Below are 18,329 nucleotides of genomic sequence, written 5' to 3'. Positions count from 1 at the left end.
GCGCTGGAGTCTAGACGTAACAAAAAAAGGCTGCACATTCAAATCAGGTACTTTCTGATCCGTTTGTGCAGCCTTTCTATAAATTCAGCCACGTCTGTTGATTAACTAGTTACTTGCATAAGATACTAGTAAGGTAGGCGAAAAAGTATTCATTTGATCTAGTACGTTTTCGGCTAAACTAATCACGACAGTTTTACCAAAGGACAAGGGGTGTTGGGAGAAAACCCAAATCGCTAAGTCCCGACTATATAGTTAAAAAACGACAGCGCCAAGTGCCCTATTTAGGACGCTCAGTGCTGTCGTTTTTTATTTTATACTGGCTGTAGCAACTGCATTCACACCTGAGATGCGTTTCGCACCTACGTAGCGTGCGCCCCAGTAATAAGGGTCGTTCAACTTATCAACGCGTACACCTCTTGATGACGATGCGTGCGCAAATTTACCATCGCCTATGTATATACCAACGTGCGAAACCTTATTTCCTACCGTATTGAAGAATACGAGGTCTCCCGTTTCTAAATTCGTTTTACTGACAGAAGTTCCTGATGCATGCATACTAGCTGCCGTACGTGAAACTCGAACATCATGCTGTTTAAGTACATATGATACGAACCCCGAGCAGTCAAACCCACTTTTTGTATTGCCACCATAGCTGTACTTGACGCCAATTAGGCTTGTAGCAGTTTTTGAAATTGCAGCCGGTTTGGATGAAGCTTCGGCCTGTCCAACGAAAGGCGCGACGAGCAATAGAAATGACATAGCAATAATTGTAATGGACTTTTTGATTGTGAATGTAAGTTTCATATGTTCCCCCAAAGGATTAATTTATCTGAAATGTTTATCTGTTATAACCTTAACATGCATTATGCGGCTCCTACATTACAGTTGTGTAACAAGTCTATTACATTATCTGCATTAAAGTAGATTTTTGAAACATAATTGTCTTTTCATAGGGTTTATAGTTTCTTAGAACGGGAATTTAGTTAAGTAGTAGTTAATTTGACGGCAGGCGATGGAAGTGAAACATGAAGATGACATTTCGGATAATACCAATGAGTCTTTTGTTGATACAGCAGAAAAAGCACATGATTGGCGAATTAGCACACCAACCGACAAGAAACATACCGCTAGAAGTTATGTCCCTGATCCCTATCTTGGTCATGCGGCAGGTGATTATGAACCGTTTAAAGAAGATAGCCGTTTTCACACATCAGAAGACCCACATCAAACAACTGGAAAATTCAACAAAGCGCGCGGATTCTCTCCAAAAAACTAGATGAACTAATTGCTGAAAATGGACGGCTTGGTGACACGCCAACTATATTCAGTGCACTAGATCATGATCGACACTAATCCCCTTCTTTCTATATAACAAAAAGGCGATTGCCTGTAAGTCTTAGGCAATCCCCTTTTTGTTTAGCTTCATTAAACTTCTAAATCCGTGATGACAATGACATCGTCGTGGTCCACTAATTTCGTAATCGGCCACTCAGTCGTTACATTACCTTCAAGCAACTTCTCGATAGCTGCACGTTTCTTTTCACCGAATGCTAGTAAAACCAATTTTTTCGCACCAAATATCGAACTGATGCCCATCGATAAAGCTGTTTCAGGTACTTTTTCATCATTTTCGAAGTACTGGCTATTCACACCCAATGTCGATTCCGTCAATTGCGCTACATGTGTAACCGAATCGAAAGGAAGACCTGGTTCGTTGAAAGCGATATGGCCATTCTCCCCTACTCCAAGTAGCTGGATATCCAGTGGGTACTCTTCTAAGAGATCTTCATAGGCAGCACATTCTTCAGCCAAATCTTCAGCCATTCCATCGGGAATATTTGTTTTTCTAAATTCTTTTTTATCAAAAAGATGCTCATTCATAAAATAGGCGTAGCTGTTCGGACTTGATTCAGGTATTCCGATATACTCATCTAGATTAAAGGTGACAATGGTCGAGAAATCAAGATCTGATGAAACCCATTTATTATAAACAGGAATCATTGTACTTCCTGTTGCGAGTCCAAGAACACTAAGACGTCCACTTTCAAGTTCATTTTTAATGATTTCATAAACTTGTTCTGCTCCTTGTTCCGGGTTTTCAACTTTTATTAGTTTTAGATTTTTCATATAGATCAACCAACTTTCAATAAGATTTAGCTCACGCTTAATTGTAATTTCCACAAACAGTCTGGTCAACTTTAATGGAACTTAATATATCGGCTAGCCGACTTTTTTCATTCGCCAAGCTAATCTATCGGCCTTTATTATATGGATTCGGCAAATTTATGAAGAATCCGTGAAGTATATAAGAAATTCACTCTCACATCTATAGACATAGGGTTTTCCCTAATTCCCATATTAAACCTTAAGACTATGATAGAGATAAGACAGCGAATCCACTTCGCAAGAAACAGGAGGTGTAATAATGGGGAAAGGTAATTCAAAGCAACATCAGCCCAATTCGAATGAATCTACACATAATTTGAAAGGTACTTTCATTGCCGTCATGCTGTTGGGCGTCTTCATTCTAGTATCTTGGTTCGGATTTTATGCACTATTTTTATCTAGATAATAACTATATCAGGAGGGTTACATATGCATTTGCATAAATATGAAAAGATTTGGCTTGTTTTCGGAATGGCTTCACTCGTCCTATTCTTACTAATTATCGGCTTCGCTGCTTTCTGGAAAGGGACGCACCCACAAAGCCATATGGAAACAATCGATCCACAAAATGTGGAAGCACACGACGCATTTAAGCCTGAAAATCTCGGCATCCGTGAAGTAGCTGACGGCAAATATATCGTCAATATCGTAGCTTCTGCATTCAACTATGATTTCGGTAAAGACACAGAAGGTAATGCTAATAAAACGATTCGCGTGCCAAAAGGTTCCACTGTTCTTTATCAAATCACAACAAAAGACGTTGTCCACGGCTTCCAAGTAGCTGGAACGAATGTCAACATGATGGTTGAACCCGGCCATATTAGCCGTTACGAAGCTGTTATGAAAAATGTAGGCGAATTCACGATTGTCTGCAACGAATACTGCGGCATCGGTCACCACCAGATGTACGGAACAGTGGAGGTGTATGAATAATGACTAAGGTTCAATTACCGCTTTCTAAAAAAGAATCCAGATTGTATATGGCATTCATGTGGGTCACTTATATCTCGCTTTTTGTCGGAGGTCTGATGGGTTTATTGCAGACACTTGTACGATCCGGCAAATACACATTACCGTTTAATATTGATTATTATACAATCCTGACTGTTCACGGTGTCATTCTTGGACTCGTGTTAACAACCTTCTTCATTATCGGCTTCCAGTTCTCACTTATGGGGAAAACAGTCGGAATTTCGGATAAACAGTTAAAAGTCGCATGGTTATCGTTTTGGGTAATGCTTGTCGGTACTATAATGGCCGCTATTACGATTCTTGTTGGTGAAGCATCCGTATTGTACACATTCTATGCACCACTTCGAGCACATCCAGCATTTTATATCGGTTTAGCACTCGTTATTGTCGGTAGCTGGATTGCTGCATTCGTTAATTTCCGTCAGCTTTACGTATGGAAGAAAGCGCATAAGGGCGAAAAATCACCTTTACCTGCTTTCATGGTTATTATCAATATGCTTATGTGGTTCATCGCTACAATTGGCGTAGCAACGTCAGTGCTGGTCCTGTTCATCCCTTGGTCACTCGGCTACGCTGAAACAATCAACGTTCTACTAAGTCGTACGCTATTTTGGTATTTCGGACATCCGCTCGTTTATTTCTGGTTACTTCCAGCTTATATGGCGTGGTATGTTGTTATTCCAAAGATCATCGGCGGAAAGTTATTCAGTGATGCCCTTGCTAGAATGGCCTTCATTCTATTACTAATGTTCTCGATTCCAGTCGGTTTCCATCACCAATTGACAGAACCTGGTATTGACCCAACTTGGAAGTTCATTCAAGTTGTGCTGACATTCATGGTTGTTATTCCGTCGTTAATGACCGCGTTCTCGATTTTCGCTACATTTGAAACAACAGGCCGACGAAAAGGCTTTAAGAGCTTATTCGGCTGGTTCAAAAAGCTTCCATGGAAAGATGTACGTTTCCTAGCACCATTCATCGGTATGGCGGCATTCATTCCAGGCGGCGCGGGCGGTATCGTTAACGCATCTCACCAAATGAATGCGCTCGTCCATAATACAATTTGGATTACGGGTCACTTCCATTTAACTGCTGCAACAACAGTCGTTCTGACATTTTTCGGGATAACGTATTGGCTTGTTCCGCACTTAACAGGCCGAAGACTGACTCCAAGATTGAACAAACTCGGGATTATTCAAACGTTCATTTGGACATTTGGTATGACAATCATGTCAGGTTCTATGCATATCCAAGGATTACTTGGCGGACCTCGTCGTTCTAGCTTCTCCGAATATGCAGGCGGCGAACAAGTCGCTACGTGGATCAATTACCAGATTGCGCAAGCTGTTGGCGGTACAATTCTGTTCATCGGTATTCTTTTGATGGTCTATATTTTCATCCAACTGACATTCTTCGCGCCACGCGGCGTTCAAGAATATCCGATTGCCGTAGAAGAAGACGATGCAGAGCCTACACCTAAAATTCTTGAAAACTGGTATTTGTGGATTGGGATTACTATTGCACTGATCCTGTTTGCCTATACGATTCCAGTAATTGATATCATAAAACACTCACCTCCAGGTTCTCCGCCATTCGATTGGCTGATTGGAAGATAATCACTTGATGAAGCAGCTCTGATTTCCGGATATTGTCCGTGGAATCTGGGCTGTTTTCATTTCGTTGAACACTATAGAATTGCAAGGGGATGGATGGACGGCCACTTTGAATTGTTGGTAGGACGCTTCGACACGTTTGTTGGACACTTCAGCAAGTTGGTTGGACACTCCCCCTGTTTGTTGCACACTCTGGCGTGTTTGTTGTACACTCTGGCGTATTCGTTGCACACTCTGACATGTTTGTTGCACACTCCAGCGAGTTGGTTGGACACTCTAACACTTCTGTTGCACACTCCCCCCTTTTAGTTGGACACCACATGCAAAACTATCATGGCAATTCGCAATCTACTTTTCTCCATAAAAAAAGCCCCTTACCCGGTTCATTTCTACCAGGTAAGAGGCCTCTATCAATTATAAGTTATTCGCAACTCGCTCAACCGCAGCCGCTACATTTTGATGGACGTTTGGATCGAGCGGATGTGGGACAAGATCACCCGGTTTCGTGCTGTCGACAATTGCAAGTGCAGCTGCAATTAGCATCGGATAGGTAATTTCCTTTGCGTGCGCATTGAGTGCACCGCGGAAAATACCCGGGAAGCCTAAAATATTATTCACGAGACGACCATCCGCCGCAAATGCTGCGCCTGCTGCAAGTGCGTCTTCCGGTGAAATTTCAGCGTTTGGATTAGACAAAGCTAAGATAATTTGCCCTTTTCGTACCATTTCTGGTTTGATAAGTCCCGCAACGCCTGTTGTAGCTACAATAATGTCACATGTCGCCATCAGTTCTTCAAGTGAATCAATGACGGTACCGCCGTGATCAGCAAGCCTCTGCCGCGCAACTTCATTACGGTCGATGCCACGCATTTCCTTCACGCCATACTTCATAAGCATACGGCTGATTGCTAGACCAGCTGCACCAAGGCCTATTTGCCCCACAACCGCATCTGAAAGCTTGACACCAGTTTGTTGACAAGCTGAAATTACAGATGCCAATGTGACAACTGCTGTACCATGTTGATCATCGTGCATGACCGGAATCGACAGTTCCGCTTTCAACCGCTCTTCAATTTCGAAACAGTGCGGCGATCCAATATCCTCAAGCAATATTCCGCCAAATCCTTGCTGAATATGCTTGATTGTTTCGACAACCTCGTCTGGATCACTCGTATTAAGCAAGATAGGAATACCACTTATCCCGGCAAATTGATCGAATAACACAGCTTTCCCTTCCATTACCGGCATTCCAGCGACAGGTCCGATATTTCCAAGACCGAGAATCGCTGTACCGTCAGTCACGATAGCGACCGTGTTCGAGATTCCTGTGAAATATTTCGCCTGCTCCGGATCATTCTTAATCAGTTCACAAACGTTCGCGACGCCTGGTGTATAGACACGTCGTAAATCACCTAAAGAGCGAATTTCCATACGGCCTTTCATATGAATCTTGCCGCCTTCATGTGCTTGCAATACATCATCCGTTACAGCGTGAACACTAATTCCATCGCCGATTTGATTAACTGCTTCAACAATTTGCATCAAGTGTTTTTCACTTGAACATTGAATTGATATATCACGAATCGTCGATAATGTACCTACTTTTATGGTTTGAATATCACCAATATCTCCATCTAATTGTCCGATAGCTAACGCGACTTTCGCGAAGTTTCCCGGCATCGAAGGTGTTTCGATAATTAAATTACGCATAAATTGTACTTGTTCCATTGTATTACCCCCTGATTATACTAGCCGTTCCTCATTTTACACGTATAGGACCAGGTCGTAAACATTTTACGACTTCGGTTATAATAAATCAAAAATTGATACATTTCACACAAGATTTTAGCAAACAATAATTTGTCAAACTATATTTATTTAAAACAGATATATAAACAACGTGTGAACTATTCTGCAATTAGTTACAAGATTCGACATTTTTTTCACCACAATGTCGAATTTATTAGACGATTGCCCCTTCTTTCGGTTATAATAAAAGATAGTAAGTTTCGTTACATCATTCTTTCAAGGAGTTGCAGTTTACTTGTCTTTACAGAAAAATTTCGTTATCGGGCTTATGCTTTTTGCTTTGTTCCTTGGTGCGGGTAACATCATTTTCCCACCACTTCTCGGGCAAATGGCAGGAGACGAGCTATTCATTGCTATGATTGGATTTCTAATTACAGGAGTCGGATTGCCTCTTGTTGCAATTCTTGCAATCGCGAATGCGGGTGGCGGCTTAGAAACCATTGCAAGTCGTGTCAATCCTTATTTCGGAATTGCCTTTACGATGATTGTCTATATGGCGATTGGTCCGTTTTTCGGCATTCCGCGAACGGCTACCGTTTCATATGAAATCGGTGTCGTTCCGTTTCTGCCTGATAGTATTTCCGACTCAAACTGGCCACTTGTATTGTTTACGATTGTCTTCTTTATCATCACAGTGGTACTCGCACTGAATCCTGCGAAACTCGTAGATCGCATAGGTAAGGTGTTGACACCTATACTATTCCTAGTCATTGGAGCACTAGCTGTGAAAAGTATTGTGTCACCTATGGGAGATATCGGACAAGCACACGTTGATTTCGCAACCAATGCCTTCTTCCGTAGCTTTGTTGAAGGGTATTTAACGATGGATGTCATCGCAGCACTTGTATTCGGCATCGTCGTTATTAATGCACTTAAAGCAGAAGGCGTAACAGAAAGTCGGGCTGTCATGAAAGCCATGGTTTTCGCTGGTGTTGTCGCAGCTACGGGATTAGCACTCGTTTACATTTCACTCGGGTACATCGGAGCGACTAGCGTCGATGCTATCGGAATACAGGACAATGGAGGCGCAGTTCTCGCACTCGCATCTACCGTCTTATACGGACCATACGGCACGATGATTCTAGCCTTGACAATTATTTTTGCCTGTCTAACAACATCGATTGGTCTCGTTTCAGCATGTGCACAGTATTTTAAGCATGTATTTCCGCGGAATTCTTACAAGACATACGTCTTAATCTTCGCAGGATTCAGTGCAATTATTGCGAACGTTGGATTGACGCAACTTATTTCCATTTCAATTCCAGTTTTACTAACAATCTACCCGCTTGCAATTGTACTGATGCTCATGTCATTCATCGACAAATCGTTTGGTAGAAAGCCAATTGTCTATATCTTGGCGCTTCTGGCAACTGCTTTTGTTAGTATTTTTGACGGATTAAAAGGTGCTGGAATCGAGATTAAGCCTGTCAATGATATGCTTGCCCATCTCCCGCTCTATGAACAGCAGATCGGTTGGCTTGTACCAGCTATTGTCGGTGCACTTATTGGCGTGGTTCTAAGCCCGTTATTTAAGAAACGGATTTAGTTCCCAGAAAGTTCATGCTTTTCCGTACCATTTCAGCTATACTGAATGAACATTCAGTATTATGGAGGGTTGTCCAGTGACGATGAACTTTGATGACATGACTTTGGCGGCAATTTGGCTTAAAATCGACGAAAAGTTGAATGGGGAACCAGGTCCAATTAAAGGAATGACTGTCAGCTATTCATTCAATTTATCCGGTGAAGATGGCGGTCTATATGGCTTAACATTAGCAGATGGCAAAGCCGTAACAATTACCGGAGATCCCGGTGAGGTTGATTGTGCATTAACGATGAGTGTGAAAGATTTCAAGAAGCTACTTGCTGGCAACTTGAATTCGACCGCTGCCTTTATGATGGGTAAACTCAAGGTTAAAGGTACTATTGGTCTTGCGCTAAAATTAGAAGGTTTATTGAAAGAGTATTCGTTTTAATAGAAGGAACCGACTCTCACTGAATGTGGGAGTCGGTTTTTGTTTCCCCATAATTAATGAAATAATTACATTTAAAGCCATCAATAAGTAATTATACAAATTACAAGCACCATCTTGCATAATCAAAGTACTCAAGACGCGGAAAAATCTGCAATTAGCAACGCTGAATTAGGCGACCGGTTTGAGATAACAAATGAATACTTGTGATAAGTGAGCGAAGGCGCCTTACAAGGGGCAGCCGAAGCAAATTCAATGGAATTCTTTATTTTAACATATATAACATTGTAATAATCATTCCATCGCAATACATCTGCAATCTCCTTGTAACATAAATGTTATTTAACAGTCTATTGTTCTAGTTCTATCAATCCGATAGAATACATATATAGAACTGTTTGTCGTGGAGAGGGGAAAATAGATGCAGAAGAAAGCGTTTTCGTTACTAGCGACGTTTGCCCTAGCAATGTTTATCTCCGTTGAGAGCGCAGATGCAGCAACCGAATCATACACCGTCAAGCTAGGTGATACACTATGGCAAATTGCCAAAAAGCATAAATTGACTGTAGACGAGCTTAAAAGCTTAAACAGTCTTGCTTCCGATTCGATTAAAACTAATCAAAAATTGGCCGTTTCTGCAAAAGTTGCGGTTAGTCAAAAACCAGGTGCAGCCAATTCAGCCCCAGTAAAAACAACAATTACAAAAGTTCCCGCTGTACTAAAAGAGACTTCTTCCACTTACTCATGGAAGAATGCCGTTGCAACAACTGTGAAGCCTAAAGTGTTGAATCTTCCCTCTAAAAAGGTATTAGTCAATGCGGTCGAAGTTTCGCTTCCGCTTTTGGATACACCTTATGTTTGGGCTGGCGCAACTAAAGAAGGCTTTGACTGCAGTGGATTCATTTATTATGTATTTAACGAGGCAGGACTTAATATGCCGAGACTAAATACAATTGGTATGCATACCAATTCTTTTAGTGTGGACGAGCCTATACCAGGCGATTTAGTGTTTTTCGAAAATACATACCGAAGTGGCATTTCGCATGCTGGAATTTATTTAGGTGATGGTAACTTCATCCATGCCGCTTCGCAAAAAGTTGAAATTACTTCAATTAACTCAGTTTACTGGAAAGATAAATTCACAGGCTTCAAACGTTTTAATCAGCTAAATTGATACTTAACAGCTTTCCTATTAGTGGGGAAGCTGTTTTTATATTGGTGTGTAGGGTTGATGGAGTTTGGTGTAGTATTCTAGTGATTTGTCGTATTGTTCAACAGTTCTGTCGGACAGTTCATCATACTCCGCGTACAATCTCCAACTTGTTTTCATCCCATTCAAAATTCTATCTATTCTTCAACCCAAATGTAAGTTATAATCGAATTGACAACTGTCAAGACACCTTGTCTTTCAGTGTGTCGTTTGGGGTATACGCCTCATACGTTATACAAAAGGAGGAACGAATTCGTGAAGAAAAACAGCATGTGGTCACTCAATTTTACGACTGCCGCCCTTGTCCTTATTCCAGCAGCTATCGGCATCAACTATTTAGGGAAGTTGTTTGCTGGCCTACTTAAATTGCCGCTATGGCTTGATTCTATTGGTACAGTGCTAGCAAGTATGCTAGCAGGTCCGATTATCGGTGCCATTGCAGGGATTGTGAACAATATTATTTACGGCTTCACCGCCGATCCGATTTCATTCGTCTATGCAATTACATCCGCAGTCATCGGTCTTGTCGTGGGAATTATGGCGTATAAAGGATGGATAGTAAACGTAGGAAAAGCACTTGTACTTGGACTTGTCGTCGGCTTGATCGCCGCTACAGTATCAACTCCTCTTAATATCATGTTTTGGGGTGGGCAAACCGGGAATGTATGGGGTGATGCACTTTTCGCAACAATGATGGCACAAGATATGCCGCTTTGGTTTGCATCATTCGCAGACAGCATTGTCGTTGACGTGCCTGATAAAATGGCAACAGTTCTAATCAGTTTCCTTCTCTTCAAAGGTCTACCTAAGAACTTGACGCATATGTACGACAACCGTTCAAAAATAGAACGTCTTTAAGGACTACGTAAGCGGCCTGGTTCATCGGGCCGTTTATATCAAATTATAGGTTAGGAGGATTCCCGTGAAAAACATGACACTGTATGTAGATAAAGATTCGTTCATCCACAACATCGATCCGCTAACCAAGCTCTTATTTGTCTTCCTATCAATCGCATTGACCTATATCCTTCCGACTCATTTATTCGTCATCTGTGTCTTGGCGTTTACACTCCTTCTACTTCTCGCTGGTAAAGTGTTCAAGTACATTTTGCCGGTTATTGGTGTCAGCCTGTTGTTGATTATTTCTATCATCATCGTTCAAGGTTTCTTCCATCCGGACCGCGCGACACTTCTTTTTGAAATTGGTCCCCTTCCTATTTATAAGGAAGGATTCGCATTCGCGTTACTACTCACCCTTCGTATCATTAATATGGTGTGTGCGTTCGGCGTTCTTATTTTGACAACGAAACCGGATGATCTTGTCGAATCACTTATCAATAAAGGAATGTCCCCTAAAATCGGCTACGTTTTTCTGTCGGTTTTGCAGATTATCCCGCAAATGATAGCAATGACTAGTAAAATCACCGATGCACAGCGAGCACGTGGCATGGAAACAGAAGGAAATTTACTTACGCGCATTAAGTCATTTATCCCACTTCTCGGTCCAGTTGTTCTTAATTCATTAAACGATACGCGTGAAAGGTCTATTGCACTTGAAATTCGCGGATTCAATGCGAAAGGAACAAAAACGTTTTTGAATGAATCTTTTCATTTTAAATATGGACTCATCTTGAAAATTATACTTATCATCACGTTAATCGCCGCTATCGTCTGGAGGGTTGTCTTATGAACAGTATCCGTGTCGAAAATCTAACATATAAATACCCGAACACCGATACTTTCGCCCTTGACGGTATTTCATTCACCGTTAAAAAAGGGGAATTCGTTGGCATAGCAGGCATGAATACCGCTGGAAAAACGACGTTATGTTTTGCACTCAGTGGTTTGGTTCCCCACTTTTTCAAAGGCGCCTATGGTGGTGATGTTTTCATTGGTGACATGGACGTACTGACACATGAAATCAGTGATATTACAGCAAAAGTTGGACTTGTTTTTGAAAATCCATTTTCACAAATGACTGGCGCCAAATTCACAGTTTACGATGAAATCGCGTTCGGGCTTGAAAACTTAGGCATCCCACGCGACGAAATGCATAGGCGAATTAAAGAAAGTATGCAATTCCTCGATATTGAAGCATTAGGGGATAAAAATCCATTCTCCCTATCTGGCGGGCAAATGCAGCGTGTCGCAATCGCCAGTGTTATCGCCATGAAACCCGATATTCTCATACTTGATGAACCGACGTCACAGCTCGATCCGCGTGGGTCTGAAGAAGTATTCCGTGTCGTTGAAAACCTGTCAAAAGAAGGTATGACGATTATAATGGTTGAGCAGAAAATGGAGAAACTTGCTGCTTATTCCGATCGAATTCTCCTTATGCATGAAGGTAAATTAATAGATTCCGGACCGCCTGCTGACATTTTTTCACGTGCTGATTTACTGAATTTTGGGGTTGTCCCACCTGTTTATACAACAGTCGCAAAAGCACTTCATTTAAAAAACGAGTTGACTGGCCTTTATCCGATATCACTTGAAGAAATGCCTGCAAGTGGAATTACCAATGGCGATATCCGGACAATTAGTGAATCCCTGCCTTTAACAAAAACGGCTGGTCCTGAAATCAAAGTAAAGGATCTTCAGTTCAGCTATAACAAGGATACCCCTATTTTGCGTGGGATCAGCGTCACGTTAAGCGGCGAACCTACAGCCATTATCGGACAAAATGGCGCTGGTAAAACTACTTTCGTCAAACTATTAAAAGCATTACTAAAGCCAAGTGCTGGTGAACTCATCATAAATGGCACGAATACGAAAGACACGACCGCGGCAAAACTTGCGGGCACTATCGGACTCATTTTCCAAAATCCAAACGACCAGATTTTTAAAAACAATGTCTTGGATGAAGTGATGTTTGGGCCGCTCAACGTTGGACAAACGCCTGAAGTGGCGCGCTTGAATGCTGAGAAGATGCTGGAACGCGTTGGCTTGTTAGGTAAAGCAGGAGAAAATCCATACGATTTGAGCCTCGCCGAGCGGAAAATGATTGCTGTTGCATCCATTCTTGCAATGGATACGGACATCGTTATTTTCGATGAACCGACAATGGGGCAAGATGCACGTGGTAAGGCGATTCTAAAAGATATTATCCACGGGTTGCATGCGCAAGGAAAACTTGTGCTCTGTATTTTGCATGATATGGATTTTGTCGCTGAAACATTTGGTCGTACGATTATTATAAGTAATGGACAGTTGTTATTCGATGGCCCAACTCGCATCGCCTTTTCGGAAGCGGATATTCTCCACACTGCTCGCCTTGAGCAGCCTCATATTACCCAACTTGCTCGTAAGATGGGGTATGACGGAATTTTATTGAAAGAAAGCGAATTGATTCAAGAATAATCTCAGATTAAGTCTGAGCTTTTTGTATGCTATTTTTAGTGTTGATTAGTTGTTGAAAAATAAAAGATTTGAATTCTTATTAGTCTATTCTCTTCGGATACCAAAGCCGAACTCGGTACTGTAAATGTGAGCCTTTGGTTTTTACTTTATATTTCAAACGCAGTAAAACTTCCTACGTCATCAAAATCTTTAACTTGTACCACCTTGTCTGAAAACTGTTTAACTGTTTTTATATTACTTCCTATCGTAAGGGATAATACAATGCAGTTCTTTTCTTTTTTCTTTTTATTGAACGACTCAAGAAACGAATCTTTTACTTTGTCCTCCCCATCTGTAATAAAAACTAAATCAGCTTGTTTAAAACGACTTTCGTTTATTACATTCATCGCTCTTTCAAGGGGTAGTGCAAAGTCCGTTCCCCCTCCTAAGAAAGTTTGAGCTAAATTGATCATATCTGAACTTTTCATCTTCCCTCTTTCATATTTAAAGATTTTTGTATGAGTAGAAAACAGGATTAAACAAAAATCCCTTTTCTGTTTTCTTGAAATCGACATGAGCGCTAACGTAAACCCTTTTGACTGGGTATCTAGTTTATGCATACTACCTGATTGATCCAGACAAAGCACAATTGGACCTTTCCCTAGTACCTCATGTCCTTTCTGTTCATATTGCATCGTCTGGCCTTCCACAAAGCGACGTAGGAAGTCATTCTTCGTTATTGGGTGTGTATACAAACCCAACTCCATCGGTAGCAATCGCTCAATATCGTTGCCAAGCGTAACCCCACTTCTTTCCATTGAATCACTATGTTTGGATTTTTGCTTTTTACGGGCTATCTGTTTAAATCGACCCGCCCAATCCGCAATTTCTCTCATCTGTTTATCTGATGCGATCTTTTCAGCTAATGAAATTTGGTCCCGTAAAGGAACTTTTTTCAATTCTGCGTCCCCACTACCCGCACTTGTTCCACCAAGTAATGATTTCAAGCTATCCTTCGTCTGTTTCGTTTCCTGCACAGCTTGTGACATCGCTTCTGAAAAGCTATGACTGTTGTTCTGCAATGTCTGATGAAGTTGACCCCCTAAGTCTAACATTGCATCTTTTATGTCTTCTTGTAACTCCTCACTACCATTTCCAGCACCATTTTGTTGGTCCTGCTTTTGAAGTTGCCTTTGCATCGCCTGAATTTCTTGCATTTGTTTTTGTAGGTCTTCATCTCTGTCTTTTTGTTCAGCTAACCATTCATTCGTTATCTCTCCAAATTTCACTGTTCCTATGGCTGATGATAAATCATCCAGTCGGGTAAACTTTCGGAAACTTTCAAACGAATTATCATTCATGATTTGTTCCATAAATAATTTGTTAACTTGCAAATCATCGGGAATATCATCTTCAGTCAATTCAGGTTTCATTTTGTATAGCGATGCCCAAATATCAGCGAGCAATGGTTCAAATGTAGGAAATTCTGCATCAAGGCTTAACTTTTGAAGTCCTTGCGACATATTATATATTTCTTTGAATCGTCTTTTATCAAATGAATCTGTATTTAATACAGAATGATTTTCATTTCTTACAATCGTTGACCTCAAATAAAACACTTCCTCTCAATTTTAAAACAAAGAAATGCCAAGGATTAGTTCCTTAGCATTCCAATAACGTCCGTCAATGTATTTTTAGAATGGCATTTGTACAGTTGATTTTTCACTTCCGGCGCCAAAATCCATTGGCTCCAAAATACTGTCAAGAATTTCTTGCTGCATCGCTTTCACTTTATTAAGTAAAGAGTCAATATCCGTATCTCTACTTTGATTATGCTTTTTCAACTTATTTAAATCAGCAACCAACGATTTCAATTTTTGGGTAGCTTCCATACCTGCGTCAGTAGAAGCATACGTCTGCATGGAAGAAAATATTTCACTTGCCTCTTCCTGAATCGTATCAAGTTTTCGAGTAACCACATCTTGTGAGTGACTACGAACAATCAGAGAAACGTTATCCTTTTGATCAACCGTTTCCCAAAGGGCATTTTCAAGGATGACAATATCATCTACCTTTACAATTTGCCTTTGGTTTATCAAAGCCTTCGCTTGTAGAACCGATAGGGATTGTTTAAAGCGTCTGTCAGAAGGGCGTATGCCTTCATCACGCAATTCATTTCGGATTTTTGAAAGAGTTTCATACACTTCATCCGGTATTGTAACCATGTCAGTAAAAAACTGAAGTTGAACCAACTCATCCATAGTCATAGAAGGCATAAACTGATTTTGACCGGTTCCCTTCATCATAGAAACAAAATTCATTTCATCTGCAATATAATCCAGCTCGAACCGAAGTAAGAACCTATCGAAAAGTGCTTCAAGTCCTTCTCCTTCTTCGGGATACTCATTTGAGGCCCCGATAACTGACATCAAAGGAACCTTTATCGGCGTTCCGTTATTATAGAAGAGCCTTTCGTTTATAAGTGTCAGCAAACTATTCAAGATTGCCGAGTTGGCTTTGAATATTTCGTCAAGGAAAACTAGATTCGCTTCCGGCATTTTAGTTGCTGTATTCCGCTTGTACACGCCTTGTTCAAGGTCCTTTAAAGACAATGGGCCAAATACTTCTTCGGGTGTACTAAACCTCGTCAGCAACCATTGAAAATAGTCTGTTCCCTGTACAATCTTGGCTAACTCTACCGACAATGCTGATTTCGCTGTTCCCGCAGGTCCAATCATGAGCATATGTTGCCTAGAAAGTAGAGCAACTAGAATCCCCTCAACTTCTTCTTCGCGTTCAAAAAACTTTGCATTGAGTGCCTTTTTAATTTCCTCTAACTTGGTAAAATTAGTGTTTGTCATTTTGATTAACCCCTTTTTTTAGTTTAGATAGAAAAAGGAAGCAGGCTTCTAATGAAACCCTACTTCCCTTTTTAAGATTCATTTTAGTTTTTCGCTGAAAGAATATATAATTCTTGTTCTTTTATCGATAGCTCCCGCATTTTTAACTGCAATTCCTGTTCTTTCAATTCATTTGAACGCTCAAGTTCTTGTGCAATTTTCTTTATAGATTGCACATACTCGACAACATCCCGCTCGTAGAATTTTCTCCCCATTATTGTTTGATAAAACTCAGGCATTCTAATCGCTCCATTCCTATATTTCTTAAAGATCCGCAACCATTTTCGCAATCGCTGCACGAATCGTCATGATTTTATTTTCTAGCGTATCCGCTTCATTAGTGACAATACCTTTATAATTTCGGTAGTTGGCAATAACAGACTTCGCATTTTCAATAATCTCTTTTACTTGTCCCTTTTTCAGCCCACCAATCGACTTACAATCATGTAAAATGGATTCCAAATGATCATTTAGCTTCGTGTTCACCATTTGTCGGTTGTCGAATGTATTAACGACGGGTATTTTGAACCCTTCACTGTTCTCAAGAGAGGAGGTAAAGTTTACAAGTTGATTCAACCCTTCTGTATGTGAATCCGGAACAAAATAAACTCCGCCATTTGGACGCACAGGTGTGGGTGCTAACGATTGAAGAATTTTACTCACCATTACTCTTACTTGCTGGGCTGAATAATGGTCTTTATAAATATTGAAATTCCGCTCGGCTTCAAAGCACAGCTCTTTTGCAATTTCGTTCTCTGTTATAAACGTTAGAGAACTATTCTGCTTATCTAGCGTGATTACTCCCGCTTTACTGTTGTAATCAAGTCGTTTACCGGCCTGATCCACTTTTTCCACTACAATGTTTCTTTGCACGTGACTCTTGTCAGAGAACACTTCACGTATAAGAAAGTTTTCGAATACCCCAGCATGTCCAGTAGATTTTCTAGTCTCTATCTCTTTCGTACTTCTTCGGAAAGCATCGGCTGGACGAATCGCATTCGGCATCCATTCAATAGGCAATCCTGATTGAACAAGCCCTCGTTCTAAATCATCCATTTTGACTAATTGCTTGCCTAATGAGAACCACATTAAGTGTCCTAAAATACCACTTTTTTGCTTGTTTTGAACAGCCGTCATATTATCAAGATTAATTGACATACCTAACAACCCTCTCTATTTTTTTATTTTAAATAAATAAAAAACGCACTTAACCTAGCGATTGCTAAGTAAATGCGTTTTAAAATAACCCAATTTGCTCGATTTCAATAAATCCTCTTTTATCACCTTTCAGTGCCTTTTTGAAAGCAAAAAAATCGATATTCCCTGAATAGGGAATATCGATTTTAATATATATCACGCAAAATGCGAAAGTATTCCTTTTGACATGCCTAAGCAAATTTTTGACGTGGAATACGTCTGCCTAACTTCCCCTTTAATAAGGAGTACAAAGGCTGAACATTTGTGCCGGATCACTTTACCAAAAGACAAAAAGTATAACGGCTTTCACTAGTGGAACAGTGACTTAATAACATAAAGAATATACTTTCACTTTAACAAAACCAGGGGCTGATAGCAACTTCATTGGAATTTACGGTTTAATTTAGAACTTTCACTGTGGGTTTCCACAGTAACACCCCGTTGATTCAAGATAAGTTTTCAATACATTAATGCATCTTTATACTATCTTTTTTTAGCAGATAGTTCACTTTCTGTTACCCATTTATGATTTGTAACTTTTTCCCCACCAGTATTAGGAGTATAATCAATCATATATACAGTAGTTTTTTCGGCCGAATCAATTACCGCTTTTGCTCCTTTCATCCCTTTCATATGGTCTGCCTCTATAGTTACTTCAGTTCCTGGTTCCAAAGTTTTGTCACCAGCATCTTTTATCTCTTCTTGGATAACCCATTTATGATTTTCTACTCTTTTTCCGCCAGTTACCGGTGTATACGATATAGCGTAAGCTGTAGTATCATAAGCACCTACTATCTTTGCTACAGCACCGTACATACCTTTCATATGGTCTGCTTTAATAATTGCTTCGCTTCCGACTTTATAGGCGGGATTTTCTTCCACTTTCAAATTTTCAGGGACTTCACCTCTAGCAGAATGGTTCACCTCCATCTTCATGACTTCCTGTTTGGATTCATTATTGTTGTTTGGGCCTTTCTCGTTGCTAGTGTTATTTCCACATCCACTTAAACCAATGATTATAGCGGCACCTAAAAAAAGTAATTGTTTTTTCATTTGATTAACACTCCTATTCTTAGATAATACACAAATAGAAAGAAGCTATTCCTAGAAATCCAAATTAATTTCTTGAAACAGCCCATAGCTGGTTACA

18 protein-coding genes are annotated in these 18,329 nt (G+C 40.5%); 10 read left to right on the top strand and 8 right to left on the bottom strand.

Features of this window, described 5'->3' with window-relative positions:
- Positions 1-306 precede the first annotated feature (306 nt).
- The gene (locus H2672_RS03385; protein ID WP_186668963.1) at positions 307-804 is read right to left on the bottom strand and encodes a C40 family peptidase; all 498 of its coding nucleotides are present in this window, start codon (positions 802-804) and stop codon (positions 307-309) included.
- A 214-nt stretch (positions 805-1,018) separates the two neighbouring features.
- Here H2672_RS03385 and H2672_RS03380 point away from each other — a divergent pair, with 214 nt between their 5' ends.
- Positions 1,019-1,276: a hypothetical protein gene (locus tag H2672_RS03380; protein WP_186668961.1), complete on the top strand. Its 258-nt coding sequence runs from the start codon at positions 1,019-1,021 to the stop codon at positions 1,274-1,276.
- Positions 1,277-1,425: 149 nt separating this feature from the next.
- Here H2672_RS03380 and H2672_RS03375 read toward each other — a convergent pair whose 3' ends face one another.
- Positions 1,426-2,127 carry a glucosamine-6-phosphate deaminase gene (locus H2672_RS03375; protein ID WP_186668959.1) on the bottom strand — a complete coding sequence of 234 codons (702 nt, stop codon included), beginning with the start codon at positions 2,125-2,127 and terminating at the stop codon, positions 1,426-1,428.
- A 298-nt stretch (positions 2,128-2,425) separates the two neighbouring features.
- Between H2672_RS03375 and H2672_RS03370 the strand changes: the two genes are divergently transcribed.
- Genes H2672_RS03370 through H2672_RS03360 form a run of 3 tightly spaced genes read left to right on the top strand, consistent with a single transcriptional unit; the run spans position 2,426 to position 4,754 of the window.
- The gene (locus H2672_RS03370) at positions 2,426-2,572 is read left to right on the top strand and encodes a cytochrome c oxidase subunit 2A (protein ID WP_186668956.1); all 147 of its coding nucleotides are present in this window, start codon (positions 2,426-2,428) and stop codon (positions 2,570-2,572) included.
- A gap of 23 nt (positions 2,573-2,595) precedes the next feature.
- Entirely contained in the window at positions 2,596-3,099 is a 504-nt protein-coding gene (locus H2672_RS03365; protein WP_186668954.1) for a cupredoxin domain-containing protein, read from the top strand.
- Complete coding sequence (locus H2672_RS03360; RefSeq protein ID WP_186668952.1) at positions 3,099-4,754, top strand: b(o/a)3-type cytochrome-c oxidase subunit 1; 1,656 nt, start codon at positions 3,099-3,101, stop codon at positions 4,752-4,754. The genes H2672_RS03365 and H2672_RS03360 overlap by 1 nt, the downstream gene beginning before the upstream one ends.
- A gap of 411 nt (positions 4,755-5,165) precedes the next feature.
- Here H2672_RS03360 and H2672_RS03355 read toward each other — a convergent pair whose 3' ends face one another.
- Complete coding sequence (locus H2672_RS03355) at positions 5,166-6,479, bottom strand: NAD-dependent malic enzyme (RefSeq protein WP_186668950.1); 1,314 nt, start codon at positions 6,477-6,479, stop codon at positions 5,166-5,168.
- Between the two features lie 316 nt (positions 6,480-6,795).
- On the opposite strand from H2672_RS03355, the gene brnQ reads away from it, so the two are divergent.
- The 6 genes from brnQ (at position 6,796) to H2672_RS19510 (ending at position 13,103) form a co-directional block, all read left to right on the top strand.
- Positions 6,796-8,106 carry a branched-chain amino acid transport system II carrier protein gene (gene brnQ / locus H2672_RS03350; RefSeq protein ID WP_255485291.1) on the top strand — a complete coding sequence of 437 codons (1,311 nt, stop codon included), beginning with the start codon at positions 6,796-6,798 and terminating at the stop codon, positions 8,104-8,106.
- A gap of 82 nt (positions 8,107-8,188) precedes the next feature.
- Positions 8,189-8,536 carry an SCP2 sterol-binding domain-containing protein gene (locus H2672_RS03345; protein ID WP_255485313.1) on the top strand — a complete coding sequence of 116 codons (348 nt, stop codon included), beginning with the start codon at positions 8,189-8,191 and terminating at the stop codon, positions 8,534-8,536.
- A 418-nt stretch (positions 8,537-8,954) separates the two neighbouring features.
- Positions 8,955-9,707 carry a C40 family peptidase gene (locus H2672_RS03340; protein WP_186668946.1) on the top strand — a complete coding sequence of 251 codons (753 nt, stop codon included), beginning with the start codon at positions 8,955-8,957 and terminating at the stop codon, positions 9,705-9,707.
- A gap of 291 nt (positions 9,708-9,998) precedes the next feature.
- On the top strand, positions 9,999-10,601 hold the full coding sequence (locus tag H2672_RS03335; RefSeq protein ID WP_186668944.1) for an ECF transporter S component: 603 nt from the start codon (positions 9,999-10,001) through the stop codon (positions 10,599-10,601).
- Positions 10,602-10,674: 73 nt separating this feature from the next.
- On the top strand, positions 10,675-11,433 hold the full coding sequence (locus tag H2672_RS03330) for an energy-coupling factor transporter transmembrane component T family protein (protein WP_222439300.1): 759 nt from the start codon (positions 10,675-10,677) through the stop codon (positions 11,431-11,433).
- Positions 11,430-13,103: an ABC transporter ATP-binding protein gene (locus tag H2672_RS19510; RefSeq protein WP_186668940.1), complete on the top strand. Its 1,674-nt coding sequence runs from the start codon at positions 11,430-11,432 to the stop codon at positions 13,101-13,103. The genes H2672_RS03330 and H2672_RS19510 overlap by 4 nt, the downstream gene beginning before the upstream one ends.
- A gap of 146 nt (positions 13,104-13,249) precedes the next feature.
- Here H2672_RS19510 and H2672_RS03320 read toward each other — a convergent pair whose 3' ends face one another.
- From H2672_RS03320 to H2672_RS03300, 5 genes are all read right to left on the bottom strand, one after another.
- Positions 13,250-14,701, bottom strand: a complete 1,452-nt coding sequence (locus H2672_RS03320) for a VWA domain-containing protein (RefSeq protein WP_370569589.1) — start codon at positions 14,699-14,701, stop codon at positions 13,250-13,252.
- A 75-nt stretch (positions 14,702-14,776) separates the two neighbouring features.
- A complete protein-coding gene (locus H2672_RS03315; RefSeq protein WP_186668931.1) occupies positions 14,777-15,943 on the bottom strand; it encodes an AAA family ATPase in 1,167 nt (388 codons plus the stop codon).
- Positions 15,944-16,026: 83 nt separating this feature from the next.
- Positions 16,027-16,221: a hypothetical protein gene (locus tag H2672_RS03310; RefSeq protein WP_186668929.1), complete on the bottom strand. Its 195-nt coding sequence runs from the start codon at positions 16,219-16,221 to the stop codon at positions 16,027-16,029.
- Between the two features lie 25 nt (positions 16,222-16,246).
- The gene (locus H2672_RS03305) at positions 16,247-17,140 is read right to left on the bottom strand and encodes a DUF6744 family protein (RefSeq protein ID WP_186668928.1); all 894 of its coding nucleotides are present in this window, start codon (positions 17,138-17,140) and stop codon (positions 16,247-16,249) included.
- A gap of 522 nt (positions 17,141-17,662) precedes the next feature.
- Positions 17,663-18,232, bottom strand: coding sequence for a YdhK family protein (locus tag H2672_RS03300; RefSeq protein ID WP_186668926.1), 570 nt, complete (start codon positions 18,230-18,232; stop codon positions 17,663-17,665).
- Positions 18,233-18,329 lie beyond the last annotated feature (97 nt).

The sequence above is a fragment of the Sporosarcina sp. BP05 genome (assembly GCF_014282005.1).
GTDB lineage: Bacteria > Bacillota > Bacilli > Bacillales_A > Planococcaceae > Sporosarcina.
Note: the sequence above shows the minus strand (reverse complement) of the source record. Positions and strands in the feature narration are given on the sequence as shown.

Bases quoted from the DNA above. Each gene is read 5' to 3' on its own strand.
- H2672_RS03300 (WP_186668926.1), bottom strand. From the start codon at position 18,232: ATGAAAAAACAATTACTTTTTTTAGGTGCCGCTATAATCATTGGTTTA.
- H2672_RS03330 (WP_222439300.1), top strand. From the start codon at position 10,675: ATGACACTGTATGTAGATAAAGATTCGTTCATCCACAACATCGATCCG.
- H2672_RS03365 (WP_186668954.1), top strand. From the start codon at position 2,596: ATGCATTTGCATAAATATGAAAAGATTTGGCTTGTTTTCGGAATGGCT.
- H2672_RS03370 (WP_186668956.1), top strand. From the start codon at position 2,426: ATGGGGAAAGGTAATTCAAAGCAACATCAGCCCAATTCGAATGAATCT.
- H2672_RS03345 (WP_255485313.1), top strand. From the start codon at position 8,189: ATGAACTTTGATGACATGACTTTGGCGGCAATTTGGCTTAAAATCGAC.
- H2672_RS03340 (WP_186668946.1), top strand. From the start codon at position 8,955: ATGCAGAAGAAAGCGTTTTCGTTACTAGCGACGTTTGCCCTAGCAATG.
- H2672_RS03355 (WP_186668950.1), bottom strand. From the start codon at position 6,479: ATGGAACAAGTACAATTTATGCGTAATTTAATTATCGAAACACCTTCG.
- H2672_RS03305 (WP_186668928.1), bottom strand. From the start codon at position 17,140: ATGTCAATTAATCTTGATAATATGACGGCTGTTCAAAACAAGCAAAAA.
- H2672_RS03385 (WP_186668963.1), bottom strand. From the start codon at position 804: ATGAAACTTACATTCACAATCAAAAAGTCCATTACAATTATTGCTATG.
- H2672_RS03360 (WP_186668952.1), top strand. From the start codon at position 3,099: ATGACTAAGGTTCAATTACCGCTTTCTAAAAAAGAATCCAGATTGTAT.
- H2672_RS03375 (WP_186668959.1), bottom strand. From the start codon at position 2,127: ATGAAAAATCTAAAACTAATAAAAGTTGAAAACCCGGAACAAGGAGCA.
- H2672_RS03315 (WP_186668931.1), bottom strand. From the start codon at position 15,943: ATGACAAACACTAATTTTACCAAGTTAGAGGAAATTAAAAAGGCACTC.
- H2672_RS19510 (WP_186668940.1), top strand. From the start codon at position 11,430: ATGAACAGTATCCGTGTCGAAAATCTAACATATAAATACCCGAACACC.
- H2672_RS03310 (WP_186668929.1), bottom strand. From the start codon at position 16,221: ATGCCTGAGTTTTATCAAACAATAATGGGGAGAAAATTCTACGAGCGG.